Consider the following 15,090-nt stretch of genomic DNA (forward strand, 5'->3'; position numbering starts at 1 on the left):
CGGACTCACCGTCCGATGGGCTTCGTGAACCAGCTCGAGCCGGAGGCGTTGCTCGAGCACTTCGCTCGCCATCCGCCGTCGGGGTTTTCCCCCCGCCCCGCGGCGGATGGCGCGCCGCTTTTCGTCACACGGTTCGATCTGCTCACCACGGCCGACGACGACCTGCGCAAGCGGTTGTCGTCGCTTCCTTTCCAGGGCGTGCTCAAACGCCTGCTCACGCCGCGTACCTGCTTCGCCGGCACCACCGTCTCGGAATACGCGCTGTTCACCCGATCGAGCGAGCCGGCGACGGTCGCCCGCGACTGGGCGCGGCGTTTCGGTCGCGAACATCCGCTGCTGGTCGTCAAGGATCTCGCCGTCGACTCGCCCCTGACCTCGGTCGCCGACCGTGCGTGGACGTCGCGTTTCGTCGACGCCGCGCGCGAGGCGGGCTACCTCATCGTCGAGGGCCAGGCGCTGGCCTACGTGCCGATCGACTTCACCTCCGTCGACGAATACCTCGCGAGGCTGTCGTCGTCCCGGCGAAAAAACCTCCGTCGCAAGTTGCGTTCGCGCGAGCGCCTGCAGGTCGAACGGGTGCCGACGGGCGAGGCCTTCGCGTCGGACGAGAGCGTCGACGCGTACTACGCGCTGTTCGAGAACGTCTACGCGCAGAGCGACATCCATTTCGACAAGCTCGGCCGCGATTTCTTCGCGGCCACCTTGCGCGCACCCGGCGGCATGGTCTTCGCGTATCGCGCCGACGGCGAATTGATCGGCTGGAACCTCTGCTACGAGCACGAAGGCAAACTGCTCGACAAGTACGTGGGTTTCGCCTATCCGGCGGCACGCGACCTCGACCTGTACTTCGTCAGCTGGTTCGTCAACCTGGAATACGCGCTCGAGCGCGGCCTGGCGTTCTACGTGGCCGGCTGGACCGATCCCGAGGTGAAGGCCCAGCTCGGCGCGCGCTTCCACCTCACGCGGCATGCGGTATTCGTGCGCAACCGCCTGCTTCGCGCGGTGCTGCGGCGATTCGCGCATCGTTTCGAATCCGACGGCCATTGGGAGGCGCACGATGCGGCAACCGGTCGTTCTTGACGTCGACGGATCGGTGGGCGCGCTCGCCCGCCGCATCGTGTTGCCGCTGCGTGATTGGGAGGAGGGCGTCCGCTTCGGTTGCTCGGTGGGGCGCTTGCGCCGCTTCGCCATGACGCTGGAAGACACCTTGCCGCGCGAGCACGGGACCGTCTTTCTCGGCAGCGGCGATTTCCACCACCTCACCTGGCCGCTGGTCGAACGCGTGCCGGGCAGGGAGCGTTTCCAGGTGGTGGTGCTCGACAACCATCCCGACAACATGCGCTTTCCGTTCGGCGTGCACTGCGGCTCGTGGGTGCGTCGCGTGGCGATGCTCCCGCGGGTGTCGCACGTGCACGTCATCGGCATCACCTCGACCGACATCGGCCGGGGGCATGCCTGGGAGAACTACCTCGGCCCGTTGCGCGAGGGCAAGCTCACCTATTGGTCGAACGGCGTGGACGTGGGCTGGGCGAATCGCCTGGGCCTGGGCGATGCGTTCCGTGCGTTCGAATCGTCCGAGGCCATGGTCGACGCGTTCGTCGACATGCAGGCGGCGTCCACCGAGCCGGTCTACCTGTCCATCGACAAGGATGCCTACGCCGCCGACGTGGCCATGACCAACTGGGACCAGGGCACGCTGAGCGAAGAGGGCGGCGCGGCGATCCTCGGCGCCGTTTGTCGCCGCGTGCTCGCCAGCGACGTCACCGGCGAGATTTCAAGGTATCGCTACAAGAGCTGGTGGAAGCGCCGCCTCAGCGCGATGGACGGGCAGGAAGACATCGACCCGGTTCGCATCGCGGAGTGGCAGGCGCAGCAGCATGCGTTGAACGTGCGGTTGTTGGCTCAGATTCACCGCTGACTTCCTAAAGCAAAAGCTCTTGCCCGGTAGGGCGATGGAAGGTTCACCACCGCCCGATCAGGTGCTGCACGCCGAGGCTGGTCAGCGCCACCGCGGCCCACACGCCCAGCCCCAGCAGGATCGGCCGGTGCCCCGTCTGCGCCATCTTCCGCAGGTCCGCCGACAGGCCGATGGCGGTCAGCGCTACGACGATCAGGCACTCGGCGATGAAGTGGATCACCGGCAACGCCGGCGCGGGCACGAGTCCCGCCGTGCGTATCGCCGAGGCGACCAGGAACCACAGGATGAACCACGGAAAGATCTTCGCGACGCTGAAGTTCGCCGCGCCGCTGCGCTTCTCGCGCAAGGCCACGATGAAAGCGATCATCAGGCAGATCGGGATGATCAGCGTGGCACGGGTGAGCTTGACGATGGTGGCGTAGTCGCCGGCCGCGTGGCTGTATGCGTACCCGGCGGCCACGACGGACGAGGTGTCGTTGATGGCCGTGCCCGCCCACAGGCCGAAGCCAAGGTCGGAGAGGCCCAGCCAGTGGCCCAGCGCGGGGAAGGTGAGGACGGCCACGAGGTTGAACAGGAAGATGGTGGAAATGGCGAAGGCCGTATCGTGTTCGTCGGCCTTCACGATGGGTACGACCGCGGCGATGGCCGACCCTCCGCAGATCGCCGTGCCGATCCCGACCAGCAGCTTCAGCATGTTGCGCACGCGCAGGAGCTTGCCGAGGATCAAGGCCGAGAGGCCGGCCGCCACCACCGTCGCCACCGTGACCGAAAGCGATTCGGCACCGGTCTTGGCCACCTGGGTGATGCTCAGGCCGAATCCCAGCGCGATGATCGACCACTGCAGCACCTGCTTGGAGGCGAACTGGATGCCGGGCTGGAAGCGCGCGGGCGGCGGCAGGAACTGGCGCACGAGAATGCCCAGGACGATGCCGAAAACGGCGCCACCGACCAGGGGCATCAAGCGGCCGAGACCGAACGCCATCGCCGCCACGGCGACGGCCAGGGCCATGCCGGGAAGGCGGGAATGGCTGGATGGGATAGCGGTGGACACGGGGGGATCCTCGTTGGGAATGACCTATTGTCCCGTTCCCAATGGTATAAGCATATTGAAAATGATTTATTTGATATATAAGTTACTTTTATGCATGCCGTCAGCCCGCGCCAACTCGACGTCTTCGTGACCATCGCCATCGCCGGCAGCGTGCGCGCCGCTGCCGAGCGTCTGTTCCTGAGCCAGCCGGCGGCGTCGATGGCGCTGGCCGAGCTCGAACGCCAGATCGGCGCCCCGCTCTTTGACCGCGAGCGCGGGCGCCTGCGCCTGAACGACCGGGGCCGCGACCTGCTGCCGCTGGCGAGGGAGCTGATCGAGCGCCACGCGGAATTCGCTCGCCGGGCGCAAGGCGGCACCGCCGAACTCGTCGGCGAGATCGGCGTGGGCGCGAGCAATACGGTCGGCAATTACCTCGTCGGCGACCTCCTGGGTCCGTTCGCGGAAGCATCGCCCGGGGTGTCGTTGCGCCTGGGCGTGGCGAACACCGCGCGCATCGCCCAGGGCGTGCTCGACCACGATTTCGACGTGGGTTGCGTCGAGGGGCCGGTGACGCATCCGGCGCTGGAGTCGCGTCCGTGGCGCGACGATCGCCTCGTGGTCTGCGCGCGGCCGGGTCACCCGTTGGCGAGCCACGGGCGGCTCAGGCGAGAGGATTTCGCCGGCGAACGGTGGGTGCTGCGAGAGCGCGGTTCGGCCACGCGCGCGCTGACCGAACGCGCACTCGCCGAGTTGCCCGAAGGTCGCACCGTGCTCGAGCTGGACCAGTCCGAAGCGATCAAGCAGGCGGTGATCGCGGGACTGGGCATCGCCTGCCTGCCCGCGGTGGCGGTCGCCGATGCGGTGCAGACAGGGCGGCTGGCGATCCTGCCCACGCCGTTCCTCGACCTGAAGCGCACGCTGTCGTTGCTCGTGCATCGGCAGCGTTACCGGGGCGCGGTGCTGGAGGCGTTTCTCGCGACGATCGTGGCGGCGAAGAAGCCGTAGCAAAAGTGTCGTTCCTCGGCCGCGCGCATGGATGAGCGGCGGGGACACGTCGGATTTCCATGCCACCAAAGAAAAACGCCGCGGAATCCGCGGCGTTCTTCTTCAGGCAACGAAGCGACCGATTACCAGATCTTCACCTGCTTGTCGCCCGAACGCACCATCTTCGCGCCGGGCTTGCATTGGAACGCCGTGGCGAAGGCTTCCATGTTCGACGGCGCGCCGATCGCGCGCAGCGAGGCCGGAGCGTGCGGGTCGACGTTGAGGTAGAGCATCGCCTGCTTCTCGCGGATGCTGCCGCGCCATACGCGTGCCCAGTTGAGGAAGAAGCGCTGGTCCTGCGTGTAGCCGTCGATCTTGCTCTGGGCTTCCTGCGGGTTCTTCTTCAGGGCTTCCTGGAGGGCGTCGTAGGCCACGGCGGTGCCGCCCAGGTCGGCGATGTTCTCGCCCAGCGTGAGCTTGCCGTTGACGTGCAGGTCCGGGTGGTCCTTGAGCGGTGCGTACTCGTTGAACTGCGCCACGAGCTTGCCGGTGCGCTCGTCGAACTTGGCGCGGTCTTCCTTGGTCCACCAGTTCTTGTTGTTGCCGTCGCCGTCGAACTGGCTGCCTTCGTCGTCGAAGCCATGGCTGGCTTCGTGGCCGATCACCGCGCCGATGCCGCCGTAGTTGATGGCGTCGTCGCCGTTGGCGTCGAAGAACGGCGGCTGCAGGATGGCGGCCGGGAAGTTGATGGTGTTGTCGGTCGGGTTGTAATAGGCGTTGACCGTCTGCGGGGTCATGCCCCAATCCTTGCGGTCGGTCGGCTTGCCGATCTTGGCGATGTCGTAGTGATAGTTGAACTTCGAGGCGGCCTCGACGTTACCGAAGTAGTTGTCGCCCGAGACCTCCAGGCCCGACCAGTCGCGCCACTTGTCCGGGTAGCCGATCTTGGGCAGGAAGGTCTCCCACTTGGCGATGGCCTTCTGCTTGGTCTCGTCGCTCATCCAGTCGAGCTTCTCGATGCGCGCCTTCAGGGCGTTGCGCACGTTGGTCACCAGCTCGTTGGCGCGCTCCTTCGCTTCGGGCTTGAACACCTTGGCGACGTAGAGCTGGCCCAGGGCTTCGCCCATCGAGCCGTTGACCGAACCCAGCACGCGCTTCCAGCGCGGCTTCTGCTGCGGCTGGCCGGCGAGGGTCTTGCCGTAGAAGTCGAACTTGTTGTCCTGGAAGTTCTTCGACAGGTAAGGCGACGCGCTGTCGATGGCGTGGAAGCGCAGGTAGGCCTGCCACGTGGACACCGGCGTGGACGCCAGCATCTTGTCGAACTCCTTGAAGAACTTCGGCTGCGACAGCGAGAAGCCCTTGTCGACGGTCACGCCCTGGGCGGCGAAGAACTTCTCCCAGTTGAAGTGCGGCGTGGCCTTGTCGGCCTCGGCCACGGTGACGAAGTGGTACTGGTTTTCCGGCGTGCGCAGTTCCACCGGTGCCAGCGAGGCGGCGGCGAGCTGGGTTTCGAACTTCATCACCAGGTCGGCCTGCTTGGCCGCGTCGGCCTCGGGCACGCCGCCCAGTTCGAGGGTCTTGGTGATGTAGGCGACATAGGCCTTGCGATTGTCGGCCTGCTTCGGATCGGTGTAGTAATCCTTGGTCGGCAGGCCCAGGCCGTCCTGGTTCGCGTAGCCGATCTGCATCTTCGCGTCCTGGAAGTCGGCGCCGGAGCCGAACGAGAACACGTAACCGTTACCTTCGTTGAAGCTCGTATCGAGGAAGTCGGCGATGTCGGCCGACGACTTGAGGGCGTCGATCTTGGCCAGCTCCGGCTTCAGCGGGTCGAGGCCGGCCTTCTCGATGGCGTCCTCGTTCATGCCCGATCGGTAGAGCAGGCCGATCTTCTGCTCGATGGAGCCGGCTTTGGCGGCATCGGCGCCCTTGTCGGCGGCATCGACGATGTCGTGCTGCGTGTTGAGGCTGTTCTCAGCGAGCTGGTCGAACGCGCCCCAGCGGGTACGGTCGTCGGGAATCGGGTTGGCGGCCACCCATTTGGCGTTCACGAAGCCGTTGAAGTCGTCGCACGCATCGATGCCGGTGTCGAGCTCGGCCACGTTGAACGTGGGGCCGGCGGGCTTGGCGGCCGCGGCGGTGCTGGCCGCGGCGGGCGCGCTGCCGGCGGCGGGCGGGTTGGCGGCGGGTGCGGCGGTGCCGGCGTCATCGTGCTTGCTGCACGCGGTGCCCACGAGCGCGATGCTCAGGGCGAGTGCGAGCGGCTTCAGGTACGGCTTGGTCATGGATGTCCCTCAGGTGTGGTCATGCTTGGCGGCTGGCACCTCCCCGGCACCGGCGAACCCCGAGGATAACCCCCTCCAAAGGGGGATGGGGTGGCATGTGACGGAAGTCATGCATGGCGGCGTTCCGTGACGCGCGTCAAAGGACTCGCACGCGATGCGCCGAGCCCGCCGCCCGGGTCTCCGTTGTCCTCCTAGTGTCATCCTCGGGAATTAGCCTCGGGACAGCCGCATGACAGGGGATGCGGGCCAAGCCAATCGGTAGTACCCGTCCGAACCGAGGAGCCATCGTCATGCGCAAGTTACTGGCCGCAGGCATCGCCTGCGTGCTCACCCTGTCCGCCGCGTCCATCACGGCGCAACAACTCGCCCCCGCCGACCAGCAGGGCGCGCTGGGCCTCTTCCCGGGCCACGGCGGCACCCGCACGGCCACGCCGATCAAGCACCTGGTGGTGATCTTCCAGGAGAACGTCTCCTTCGATCATTACTTCGGCACCTATCCGTTCGCGCAGAACGGACGCGGCGAGCCGGCGTTCTACGCCCGCCCGTTCACGCCGAACGTCAACGGGCTGGACCATCGCCTGCTGACGAAGAATCCCACCACGAAGAACGCCGGCAACGGCGACGCCGCGATCAATCCGTTCCGCCTGAGCCGCGCGCAGGCCGCCACGGCCGACCAGGACCACGGCTATACCGCCGAGCAACGCGCCTTCGACGGCGGCAGGATGGACCTGTTCCCGAAGTACACCGGCCGCGGCGAGACGCTGCCGGGCGGCGACGCCTCGCAGAACGGCCAGGGCCAGGTGATGGGCTACTACGACGGCAACACCGTCACCGCGCTGTGGAACTACGCGCAATATTTCGCGATGAGCGACAACAGCTACAACACCACGTTCGGTCCGTCCTCACCGGGTGCCGTCAACCTGATCTCGGGCCAGACCAACGGCGTGATCGACACGCTCAACGGTACCGGTGCCGAGACCGACGACGGCAACGGCGGCCTGACGATGATCGGCGATCCGGACCCCATCGGCGACGTGTGCTCGTCGCCGACGGCCAACCAGGCGACCCTCGGCGGCCGCAACATCGGCAACCTGCTCAACGATCGTGGCATCACCTGGGGCTGGTTCCAGGGCGGCTTCGACCTCACCCGCACCAATCCCGACGGCAGCACCGGTTGCGCGCGCCGCACGCTCTCGCAGGTGACCCATAGCACCTCGAACGACTACAGCCCGCACCACCAGCCGTTCCAGTACTACCCCTCCACGGCCAACCCGACCCATGCGCGTCCGACCTCGGTGGCGATGATCGGCAAGACCGACCAGGCCAACCACCAGTACGACATCGACGATTTCTACGCCGCGCTGGACGACGGCAACATACCGGCGGTGAGCTTCCTCAAGGCTCCGGCCTACCAGGACGGCCACGCCGGTTATTCCGATCCGATCGACGAGCAGGCGTTCGTGGTGCACGTGATCAACGCCTTGCAGCAGAGCGGCGAGTGGCGCGACACCGCCGTGGTGATCGCCTACGACGACTCCGACGGCTGGTACGACCACCAGGAATCCCCGCACGTGTACGGCTCGACCGGCAGCACCGATGCGCTCAGCGGCGACGGCGTCTGCAAGGGACGCGATACCCTGCCGGGCCTCGACGGCAAGACGCCGGCGCAGGGGCGTTGCGGCTTCGGTCCGCGCCTGCCGCTGCTGGTGGTGTCGCCGTGGGCGCGCGAGAACTTCGTCGACCATGGCGTCACCGACCAGAGCTCGATCACCCGCTTCATCGAGGACAACTGGCTCGACGGCAAGCGCATCGGCGGCGGCTCGACCGACGCCCACGCGGGCAGCCTCGACGGCATGTTCGATTTCTTCCTGCCGCGCCTGTTCGATCGCCGCCTCATCCTCGACGAGTCGACGGGCCAGCCGAAGAAGAACCCGGGTTGGCCGTTCGAAACCGCGCATGGTTGATCGCCGCCGCTTCCTGAAGGGGGCGGGGTTCATGGCCGCGGCGGGATGTGTCCCGCCGCGGCTTCTCGCGCACGACATGCATGCGATGAAACCCGTCGCGGCGGGGCAGGTGGGCAACGACCTGTGCATGCACGCCATGGGCGACACGACGAAGATGCCGGGACTGGTCGACCCCGCGAAGCTCACGCCCTTCGTTGACGCCTTGCCCCTGCCGCCGGTTCGACGCCCCGCCGCCGGCGACACGCTGCACGTGCGCATGGCCCGCAGCTCGCAGAAACTGCATCGTGACCTGCCGCCCACCGAACTGTGGACCTACGACGGCCATTATCCCGGCCCCACCATCGAGGCACGCACGGGCACGCCGTTCGACGTGGTGTGGGAGAACGCGTTGCCCACGACGCATTTCCTGCCGGTGGATCACGCCATCTGCGGCGCCGAGGAAGACAAGCCCCAGGTGCGCGCCATCGTGCACCTGCACGGCGCCAAGGTTCCGCATGCCGACGACGGCTATCCGGAAGACTGGTACGTACCGGGAACATCGCGCCGGCATCGCTATCCGAACGCGCAGGACGCCGCCACGCTCTGGTATCACGACCACGCGATGGGCATCAACCGGCTCAACATGTACGCCGGCTTGATGGGGCTATACCTCCTGCGTGACGAGCACGAGCTGTCGCTCGGCCTGCCGTCGGGCGAGTTCGAGCTGCCGCTGGTGTTCGCCGATCGCCTGCTGCGTGCGGACGGACGGCTCTACTACCCCGACTCCGGCGACGCCAAGGCGCCATGGGTGCCGGAAGTCTTCGGCAACCTCACGCTGGTCAACGGCGCGATCCTGCCGCGCGCCGACGTGCAGCCGCGACGCTATCGCCTGCGCGTGCTCAACGCGGCCAACGGCCGCTTCTACCACCTGCGTTTTCGCGACGGGCGCCCGTTCCAGGTGATCGGCTCCGACCAGGGCCTGCTCGCCGCACCGACGACGATGCGCTCGATCTTCCTCGCCCCGGGGGAGCGCGCTGACATCGTGGTGGACTTCGCCGCGTCGAAAGGCACGGCCGTCGAACTGATGAACGACGCCTTGCCGCTGATGCGCTTCGCGGTGGGCTCAGGGCAGGTGCGTGACGACAGTCGCGTACCCGAGGTATTGCGCGAGCTGCCGCGGTTCACCGAAAGCAGCGCGTCGAAGGCACGCGAGCTGACGCTGGACGAATACAGCGATTGCGTGGCCACGCCGATGCTGATGCTGCTCAACGGCAAGCGTTGGCACGATCCGGTGACCGAGACGGTGAAGCTGGGCAGCACCGAGACGTGGAGCCTGGTGAACCTCACCGAGGATACGCATCCGATCCACCTGCACCTGGTCCGCTTCCAGATCCTCGACCGGCGCCCATACGACGTGGACGAGTACATGGAGAAGAAGACCGTCCGCTACGTCGGTCCCGCCCAGGTGCCGCCGCCGCACGAACGCGGGTGGAAGGACGTGGTGCAGGCCTATCCCGGCATGGTGACGCGCATCGTGGCCACGTTCGATGGGTATGCAGGGCGTTATGCGTGGCATTGCCATCTCGCCGAACACGAGGCGAACGAGATGATGCGGCCATTGGAGGTGGTGGCGTGAATCGCCACCTCGGGGGAAGACGCTGGGTTCCTGCCTTCGCAGGAACGACGAGCTATAGAATCAGCCGGAACCCGAAAAATAACCTCACGTCGTTCCTGCGAAGGCAGGAACCCAGCGTCTTACGGCCGCGCCCTATCGCAGCTTTTCGAGTGCCGAGGCATCCAGTCGCAGCACCGGATAATCCCCCACCTTCTGCGCCGTGTACCAAGGGCTACGCTCGAAGAAGAATGCCAGCCGCGCACGCGGGCTCGCGGCGAACGCCGCGTCGCTCTTCAGCCTGGCGTCGAACTCGTCCTTCAACGACGGATTCTCCGCGATCATCCTGCGCGCCAGCGCCTCGACCACGCGCGGCTCGCCGTATTCCTTCGGTTCGAAGATCGCATCGAGGTAACCCCAACGGAGCATCGAATCCGGTGCGCGCGCATCCAGCAGGTTGAGCGCCAGCACCGCGTCGGCGTTGTCGGCGCGTACGATCACCGTTCCCGCCGGCAATTCCACATCTTCCGTCGACGAGGCGATGTCGACGTCCTTGAGCATGTGGTGGCCTTCGAAGGGTTTCTCGGCCCATTGGGGGTGCGTCAGCACGTCGTGGGTCACCGTCACGCGCGTGGCCGACTTGGTGCGCGTATACGGAATGCCGTGCGCGTCGAGGCGGTCGACGAGGGTGGTCCACTGCGCAGGGATCGCCCACGCCGAAGGGATCGGCGCGGCCACGTCGGGCAGGAGTCCGACCCAGCTCTGGATCGCATAGTCCTTCTTCACCTTGGGGTCGTAACGCACCCAGGTGTCGCCGGAGATGTCGCTTTTCGTCTGCGTGAACGCGTAACCCTTCAGCGTCACCGGTTTCGGCACGGGGTCTTCCTTGAACGTGACCGGCAACGCGTTGCCCGATCGCGACGCGGCCCAGGCGTCGGCCTCCTTCGAGGCGCGGAGCAGGGCGGCCGGGTCCGCGTTCACGTGGTCCATCACGCTGCGCACCACGTCGTAGGTGCCGCGCACGCGCACCTCGTAAGGCTTGAGCATGTGCGTTTCGATCAGCAGCCCCGCGCGATTTCGGATGGCGGCGTAGCCGGTGGAGAAGCGGGGGCCGGAGCCGAAGTTGGCGATGCCCTTGGTGATGTCGCGGCCGTCCTTGAATTCGAGGTATTCCGAGGCGAGATGGCCGAGTTTTTCGTAACGCGGCATCACGTCGCCTTCGTAGGCCGCTTTTTGCCACGCCTCGATCGAGGGCGGCAGCTTGTGCGCATCCTCGGCATACCAGGTGAGGTCGTACTGGTAATCGGCACCGTCGGTGGTATGGATGTCGATCAGCAGGTCGGGCTTCCACGTGTTCCAGAGCGTCAGCCATGCGCGGGTTTCGGGAGCGTCGGCCTTGACGTAGTCGCGATTGAGGTTGAGGTACTGCGACTGGCCGCGGAAACCCATTTCCGCCGGGCCGTTCTGGTTGATGCGGAAATAAGGGCCGGTATTCTCGTGGCCGTCCACGCTGTACACGGGGATGTAGACCAGCACGGCGTGGTCGAGCAGGTGCGGCAGCCGGCCGGTCACGGCGAAGTCGCGCAACAGCATGAGGCCCGCATCCTTGCCTTCGATCTCGCCCGGGTGGATGCCGGCCTGGAGCAGCACGACGGGCTTGCCCGCGGCGCGGGCGCGTTCGGGCGTGAGGTCGCCGTCCTTCGCCGCGATCACCACGGTCATGGGCCGGCCTTCCGGCGAGGTGCCGAAGGTCTCCACGCGCAGCACGCCGGGCGCGGCATCGGCGAGGCGATGCAGGTAGGCCAGCGTATCGGCATAGGACGGCGTGGTGCGAAAGTGGGACGCCTCGGCGGGAGTGATCCAGCTGTCTTTCGCGTGGAGCGCCAGGGGGGCGGCGCAGGCGAGGGCGAGAAGGAGACGGGCGGGAAGCATCGCGGTCATGGTGCGGTCCGACGGGATATTCCCGTCATTGTGTGATTTTTTCGTCCCGGCGGCGAATCATGGAGGAAAGGAGAGGGTATGACCGACGACCGGCGACAACGCTGCGAGATCCTGTTACGCGAACACCGCGCGATCCTGTTCAAGGTGGCGGCGGTGTACGCGCACGACGTGGAAGACCGCCACGACCTCGCGCAGGAAATCGCCTTGCAGGTGTGGCGATCGTTCGCTTCGTACGACGCCTCGCGACCGTTTTCCACGTGGATGTACCGCGTGGCGCTCAACGTGGGCCTGTCGCATGCGCGGCGTCGCAGCGAGCGTATGCAGCCGCTGGACGATGCCCTCGCCGATACCCTCGGCGGCGGCACGCCCATCGACGAGCCCGACGAGCGGGTGGCCTGGCTGATGCGCGCCATCGGTGCCCTGCCGCCTCTGGATCGCGCGCTGGTGATGCTGCACCTCGATGAATTGTCCTACGCCGAGATCGCTTCGGTGCTCGGCATCGCCGAATCCAACGTCGGCACCCGTTTGAACCGCATCAGGCAACGATGGAGGAATACATGGAACTCGACGAACTGAAAATCGGTTGGCAGGCCCTGGAACGACGCGTGGCGGCGCTGGAAGTGCAGGTTCCGGCAAGCGGTGCCAGCCCCGTGCACGCGGAGCTGCGACCGCTGGTGGTGGGGCAATCGGTGCAGATGGTGTTCGGTGTCGTGCTGGCGATGGCCGCGGGGACGTTCTGGTTCGACCATCGCGATGCGCCCGGCCCGCTGGTGGCGGGGCTGCTCCTGCACCTTTACGGCATCGCGATGATCGTGGCGGCGGCGCGCAACCTCGTGCTGGCGGCGCGCGCCCGGGCTTCGGCGCCCCTGCTCGAACTGCAGGCCCGGGTGGCGGAACTCCGGGCCTGGCGCATCCGCGAGGGGCGCTGGTTCGGCGTGGTGGGGTGCTTCATGTGGGTGCCGATGATCGTCTGGGGTTTCGGCCTGGCGGGCGTCGACATCGTCGCGGCGCGGCCGGGCTACGTGGGGTGGAACCTGCTGACGGCGGGGGTGTGCCTCGGCGTCTACCTCGTAGTGAGGCGGCTGGGAAAGGTGCCGGAGGGGGCCTCGGTGAGGCGGGCCAGGGAGCGTCTGGCCGAGGTGGAGCGATTCGCGCGCGGGGAGTGAGCCGTCGCCCCTGCGCACGCACGCGGGGGCATAGCGTGGGGCAACCGGTCGTCGCATGAGCATCCCTGCGGCTCCCGCGTGCGCAGGTTCCACCGTTTCTAAGCGCCCGCTAAGCTCGCCCTAAGGATAATCGTCCCACCTCCCCGACAGGCCACGCCCTTGCACATCATCCTCGTCGAAGACGATGCCCAGCTCGGCGACGCCATTCGCCGGGCGCTGGAGCGGCTGGCCTACACCATCAGCTGGTTTCGCGACGGCAACCAGGCCCTCGCCGCCCTGCGCGACCACGACGCCGACCTGGTGCTGCTCGACCTCGGCCTGCCGGGCAAGGACGGCTTCGACGTGCTGACCGAGGCGCGTCGGCTGCGTGTCGACACGCCGGTGATCGTCATGTCGGCGCGCGACCAACTCGACGCCCGCATCCGCGCGCTCGACGCCGGTGCCGACGATTACCTCGTCAAACCCTTCCACCTCGACGAACTCGCCGCCCGCATCCGTTCGCTGGCGCGACGCGCGCGCGGTGCGGCGGTGAACCGCCTGGAAGCCGGCGCGCTCTCGCTCGACCTGGGCACCTTCGAGGTGACCTGGCATGGCGAAAAGGTGGAACTGACCCGTCGCGAGTTCGCTTTGTTGCAGGCGCTGATGGAGCGCACGGGGCGCATCGTCCGCCGCGAGTCGCTGGAAACCTCGCTTTACGGACCGGACACCGTGATGAGCACCAGTGCGCTGGAGGTGCTGGTCCATTCGCTGCGACGCAAACTCAGCGCGGGCGCGATCCAGACGGTGCGCGGATTCGGCTACATGGTGCCGCGGGAACCGAAGTGAAGCCGGCGAGCCTGCGCAAGCGATTGACGTGGCTGATCGTGCTGGTGCTGGCCGCCGTGCTGTTGCCGCTGGGCGTGCTGAGCGCGCAGCGCACGCTGGAAGAAGTGGACGAGCTCTCCGACGGCCGCCTCGCCCAGGCCGCGCGCACGCTCGAGGTGCTGGTGGGGCGCATCGGCGTGGAACGGTTGCGCACGCAACGCGGCGCGCGGTTGCTGGTGCCGAGCTTCTCCAACCATCCCCAGGAAGTGATGGTGCAGGGTCGCACTTTCGAATCCGAGGTGGGTTTCCAGGTGTTCGACAGCGACGGTACCGTGCTGCTCGCCACCGAAAACCTGTCCGGCGTGCCGCACACGCACGCGCCGGACGGGGCATTCGAAGACATCAGCAGCGGAAAGTACGAATGGCGCGTGTTCACCTTGATCATGGAAGACCAGGGCATCGTCATTCGCGCGGGAGAGCGGTATGACAGCCGGCACGAGATCACGCGCGCCTTGTGGATCGAGCATGGCCTTCCCACCCTGATCGGACTGCCCTTGCTTGCCTTGCTCGTCGGATGGGCGATTCGCCGCGGCCTGGCTCCGCTCGAAATGCTCGAGCGCGCGCTGTCGCGACGCCAGCCGGGCAGTCGCGAGCCGATCCATCTGCCCGACGCCCCCAGCGAACTGGAGCCGGTGCTGGCCGCGCTCAACGAGCAGATCGACCGCCTCGAACGCGCGCTCGACCGCGAACGGCGTTTCAGCGCCGACGTGGCGCACGAACTGCGCACGCCGTTGGCGTCGACGATGATCAACCTGGAAGACGCGATGGCGTCCGCGCGTCCCGACGACACGCAGACCGCGCTCGAGGCCGCGCGCGAATGCCTGGTGTCGCTGGCGCGTCGCACGGAACAGTTGCTGGCCCTCGCCCGCCTCGAGGCGGGCGTCGCGTCGGGGCCGCGCGCCCGGGTGGACCTGGGCGAGCTGGTGCAGGAAACCATCGACGAGCTGTCGCCGGTGATCGAGGGCGGCGGCGTGGAGCTAGGCATCCGCGATCTTCACGAGCACGTATACGTCGAAGGTTATGCCGTGGCCCTCGGCGCGCTGTTGCGCAACCTGCTGGAAAACGCATTCCGCCACGTACCGCGTGGCGGCCACGTGGAACTGTCCGTTACCGAGATCGACGGCGTCGCCGTGATGGAAGTGGTGGACGACGGCCCCGGCATTCCCGCCGAACGCCGGGCAGCGATGTTCTCGCGTTTCGAGCGAGGCGTGGATACGCACGGAGGCTACGGGCTCGGCCTGTCCATCGTGCAGCGCGCCGCCGAACTGCACGGCGCGACGGTGGAACTGCTCGATCGCGAGGGGGGCTCGGGGCTGCGCGCCGTGGTCCGCATCCCCCTCGCGTCGTAAC

General features: G+C 67.1%; 12 protein-coding genes. 9 read left to right on the forward strand and 3 right to left on the reverse strand.

The features are described 5' to 3' along the window. Window positions 1-15 precede the first annotated feature (15 nt). Both L2Y94_RS04900 and L2Y94_RS04905 read left to right on the forward strand, forming a co-directional pair. Window positions 16-1,080: a GNAT family N-acetyltransferase gene (locus tag L2Y94_RS04900; protein WP_247373463.1), complete on the forward strand. Its 1,065-nt coding sequence runs from the start codon at window positions 16-18 to the stop codon at window positions 1,078-1,080. After that, entirely contained in the window at window positions 1,058-1,918 is an 861-nt protein-coding gene (locus L2Y94_RS04905; RefSeq protein ID WP_247373465.1) for an arginase family protein, read from the forward strand. The genes L2Y94_RS04900 and L2Y94_RS04905 overlap by 23 nt, the downstream gene beginning before the upstream one ends. A 43-nt stretch (window positions 1,919-1,961) precedes the next feature. Here the strand turns inward: L2Y94_RS04905 and L2Y94_RS04910 are convergent, their stop codons facing one another. Then, window positions 1,962-2,927 (reverse strand): YeiH family protein, encoded by a 966-nt coding sequence (locus L2Y94_RS04910; protein ID WP_247375135.1) that lies wholly within the window; start codon window positions 2,925-2,927, stop codon window positions 1,962-1,964. A 132-nt stretch (window positions 2,928-3,059) separates the two neighbouring features. Here L2Y94_RS04910 and L2Y94_RS04915 point away from each other — a divergent pair, with 132 nt between their 5' ends. After that, a complete protein-coding gene (locus L2Y94_RS04915; RefSeq protein WP_247373467.1) occupies window positions 3,060-3,953 on the forward strand; it encodes a LysR substrate-binding domain-containing protein in 894 nt (297 codons plus the stop codon). Between the two features lie 122 nt (window positions 3,954-4,075). Here L2Y94_RS04915 and L2Y94_RS04920 read toward each other — a convergent pair whose 3' ends face one another. Further along, on the reverse strand, window positions 4,076-6,214 hold the full coding sequence (locus L2Y94_RS04920; protein ID WP_247373468.1) for a M13 family metallopeptidase: 2,139 nt from the start codon (window positions 6,212-6,214) through the stop codon (window positions 4,076-4,078). Between the two features lie 290 nt (window positions 6,215-6,504). Between L2Y94_RS04920 and L2Y94_RS04925 the strand changes: the two genes are divergently transcribed. Next, the gene (locus tag L2Y94_RS04925) at window positions 6,505-8,178 is read left to right on the forward strand and encodes a phospholipase C (protein ID WP_247373469.1); all 1,674 of its coding nucleotides are present in this window, start codon (window positions 6,505-6,507) and stop codon (window positions 8,176-8,178) included. Continuing rightward, complete coding sequence (locus tag L2Y94_RS04930) at window positions 8,171-9,793, forward strand: multicopper oxidase family protein (protein ID WP_247373470.1); 1,623 nt, start codon at window positions 8,171-8,173, stop codon at window positions 9,791-9,793. Before L2Y94_RS04925 ends, L2Y94_RS04930 begins: the two co-directional genes overlap by 8 nt. Before the next feature lie 132 nt (window positions 9,794-9,925). Here the strand turns inward: L2Y94_RS04930 and L2Y94_RS04935 are convergent, their stop codons facing one another. Continuing rightward, window positions 9,926-11,710, reverse strand: coding sequence for a M14 family metallopeptidase (locus L2Y94_RS04935; RefSeq protein ID WP_345780016.1), 1,785 nt, complete (start codon window positions 11,708-11,710; stop codon window positions 9,926-9,928). Between the two features lie 78 nt (window positions 11,711-11,788). Between L2Y94_RS04935 and L2Y94_RS04940 the strand changes: the two genes are divergently transcribed. From L2Y94_RS04940 to L2Y94_RS04955, 4 genes are all read left to right on the forward strand, one after another. Continuing rightward, the gene (locus L2Y94_RS04940) at window positions 11,789-12,286 is read left to right on the forward strand and encodes an RNA polymerase sigma factor (RefSeq protein WP_247373471.1); all 498 of its coding nucleotides are present in this window, start codon (window positions 11,789-11,791) and stop codon (window positions 12,284-12,286) included. Further along, window positions 12,268-12,876 (forward strand): hypothetical protein, encoded by a 609-nt coding sequence (locus L2Y94_RS04945; RefSeq protein WP_247373472.1) that lies wholly within the window; start codon window positions 12,268-12,270, stop codon window positions 12,874-12,876. The genes L2Y94_RS04940 and L2Y94_RS04945 overlap by 19 nt, the downstream gene beginning before the upstream one ends. A 159-nt stretch (window positions 12,877-13,035) precedes the next feature. Beyond that, the gene (locus tag L2Y94_RS04950) at window positions 13,036-13,701 is read left to right on the forward strand and encodes a response regulator (protein WP_247373473.1); all 666 of its coding nucleotides are present in this window, start codon (window positions 13,036-13,038) and stop codon (window positions 13,699-13,701) included. Further along, entirely contained in the window at window positions 13,698-15,089 is a 1,392-nt protein-coding gene (locus tag L2Y94_RS04955; protein WP_247373474.1) for a sensor histidine kinase, read from the forward strand. Before L2Y94_RS04950 ends, L2Y94_RS04955 begins: the two co-directional genes overlap by 4 nt. Window position 15,090: the final 1 nt, after the last annotated feature.

The organism is Luteibacter aegosomatis (assembly GCF_023078455.1).
GTDB lineage: Bacteria > Pseudomonadota > Gammaproteobacteria > Xanthomonadales > Rhodanobacteraceae > Luteibacter > Luteibacter aegosomatis.

Bases quoted from the DNA above. Each gene is read 5' to 3' on its own strand.
- L2Y94_RS04900 (WP_247373463.1), top strand. From the start codon at position 16: ATGGGCTTCGTGAACCAGCTCGAGCCGGAGGCGTTGCTCGAGCACTTC.
- L2Y94_RS04910 (WP_247375135.1), bottom strand. From the start codon at position 2,927: ATGGCCCTGGCCGTCGCCGTGGCGGCGATGGCGTTCGGTCTCGGCCGC.
- L2Y94_RS04935 (WP_345780016.1), bottom strand. From the start codon at position 11,710: ATGACCGCGATGCTTCCCGCCCGTCTCCTTCTCGCCCTCGCCTGCGCC.
- L2Y94_RS04945 (WP_247373472.1), top strand. From the start codon at position 12,268: ATGGAACTCGACGAACTGAAAATCGGTTGGCAGGCCCTGGAACGACGC.
- L2Y94_RS04925 (WP_247373469.1), top strand. From the start codon at position 6,505: ATGCGCAAGTTACTGGCCGCAGGCATCGCCTGCGTGCTCACCCTGTCC.
- L2Y94_RS04920 (WP_247373468.1), bottom strand. From the start codon at position 6,214: ATGACCAAGCCGTACCTGAAGCCGCTCGCACTCGCCCTGAGCATCGCG.
- L2Y94_RS04940 (WP_247373471.1), top strand. From the start codon at position 11,789: ATGACCGACGACCGGCGACAACGCTGCGAGATCCTGTTACGCGAACAC.
- L2Y94_RS04905 (WP_247373465.1), top strand. From the start codon at position 1,058: ATGCGGCAACCGGTCGTTCTTGACGTCGACGGATCGGTGGGCGCGCTC.
- L2Y94_RS04930 (WP_247373470.1), top strand. From the start codon at position 8,171: ATGGTTGATCGCCGCCGCTTCCTGAAGGGGGCGGGGTTCATGGCCGCG.
- L2Y94_RS04915 (WP_247373467.1), top strand. From the start codon at position 3,060: ATGCATGCCGTCAGCCCGCGCCAACTCGACGTCTTCGTGACCATCGCC.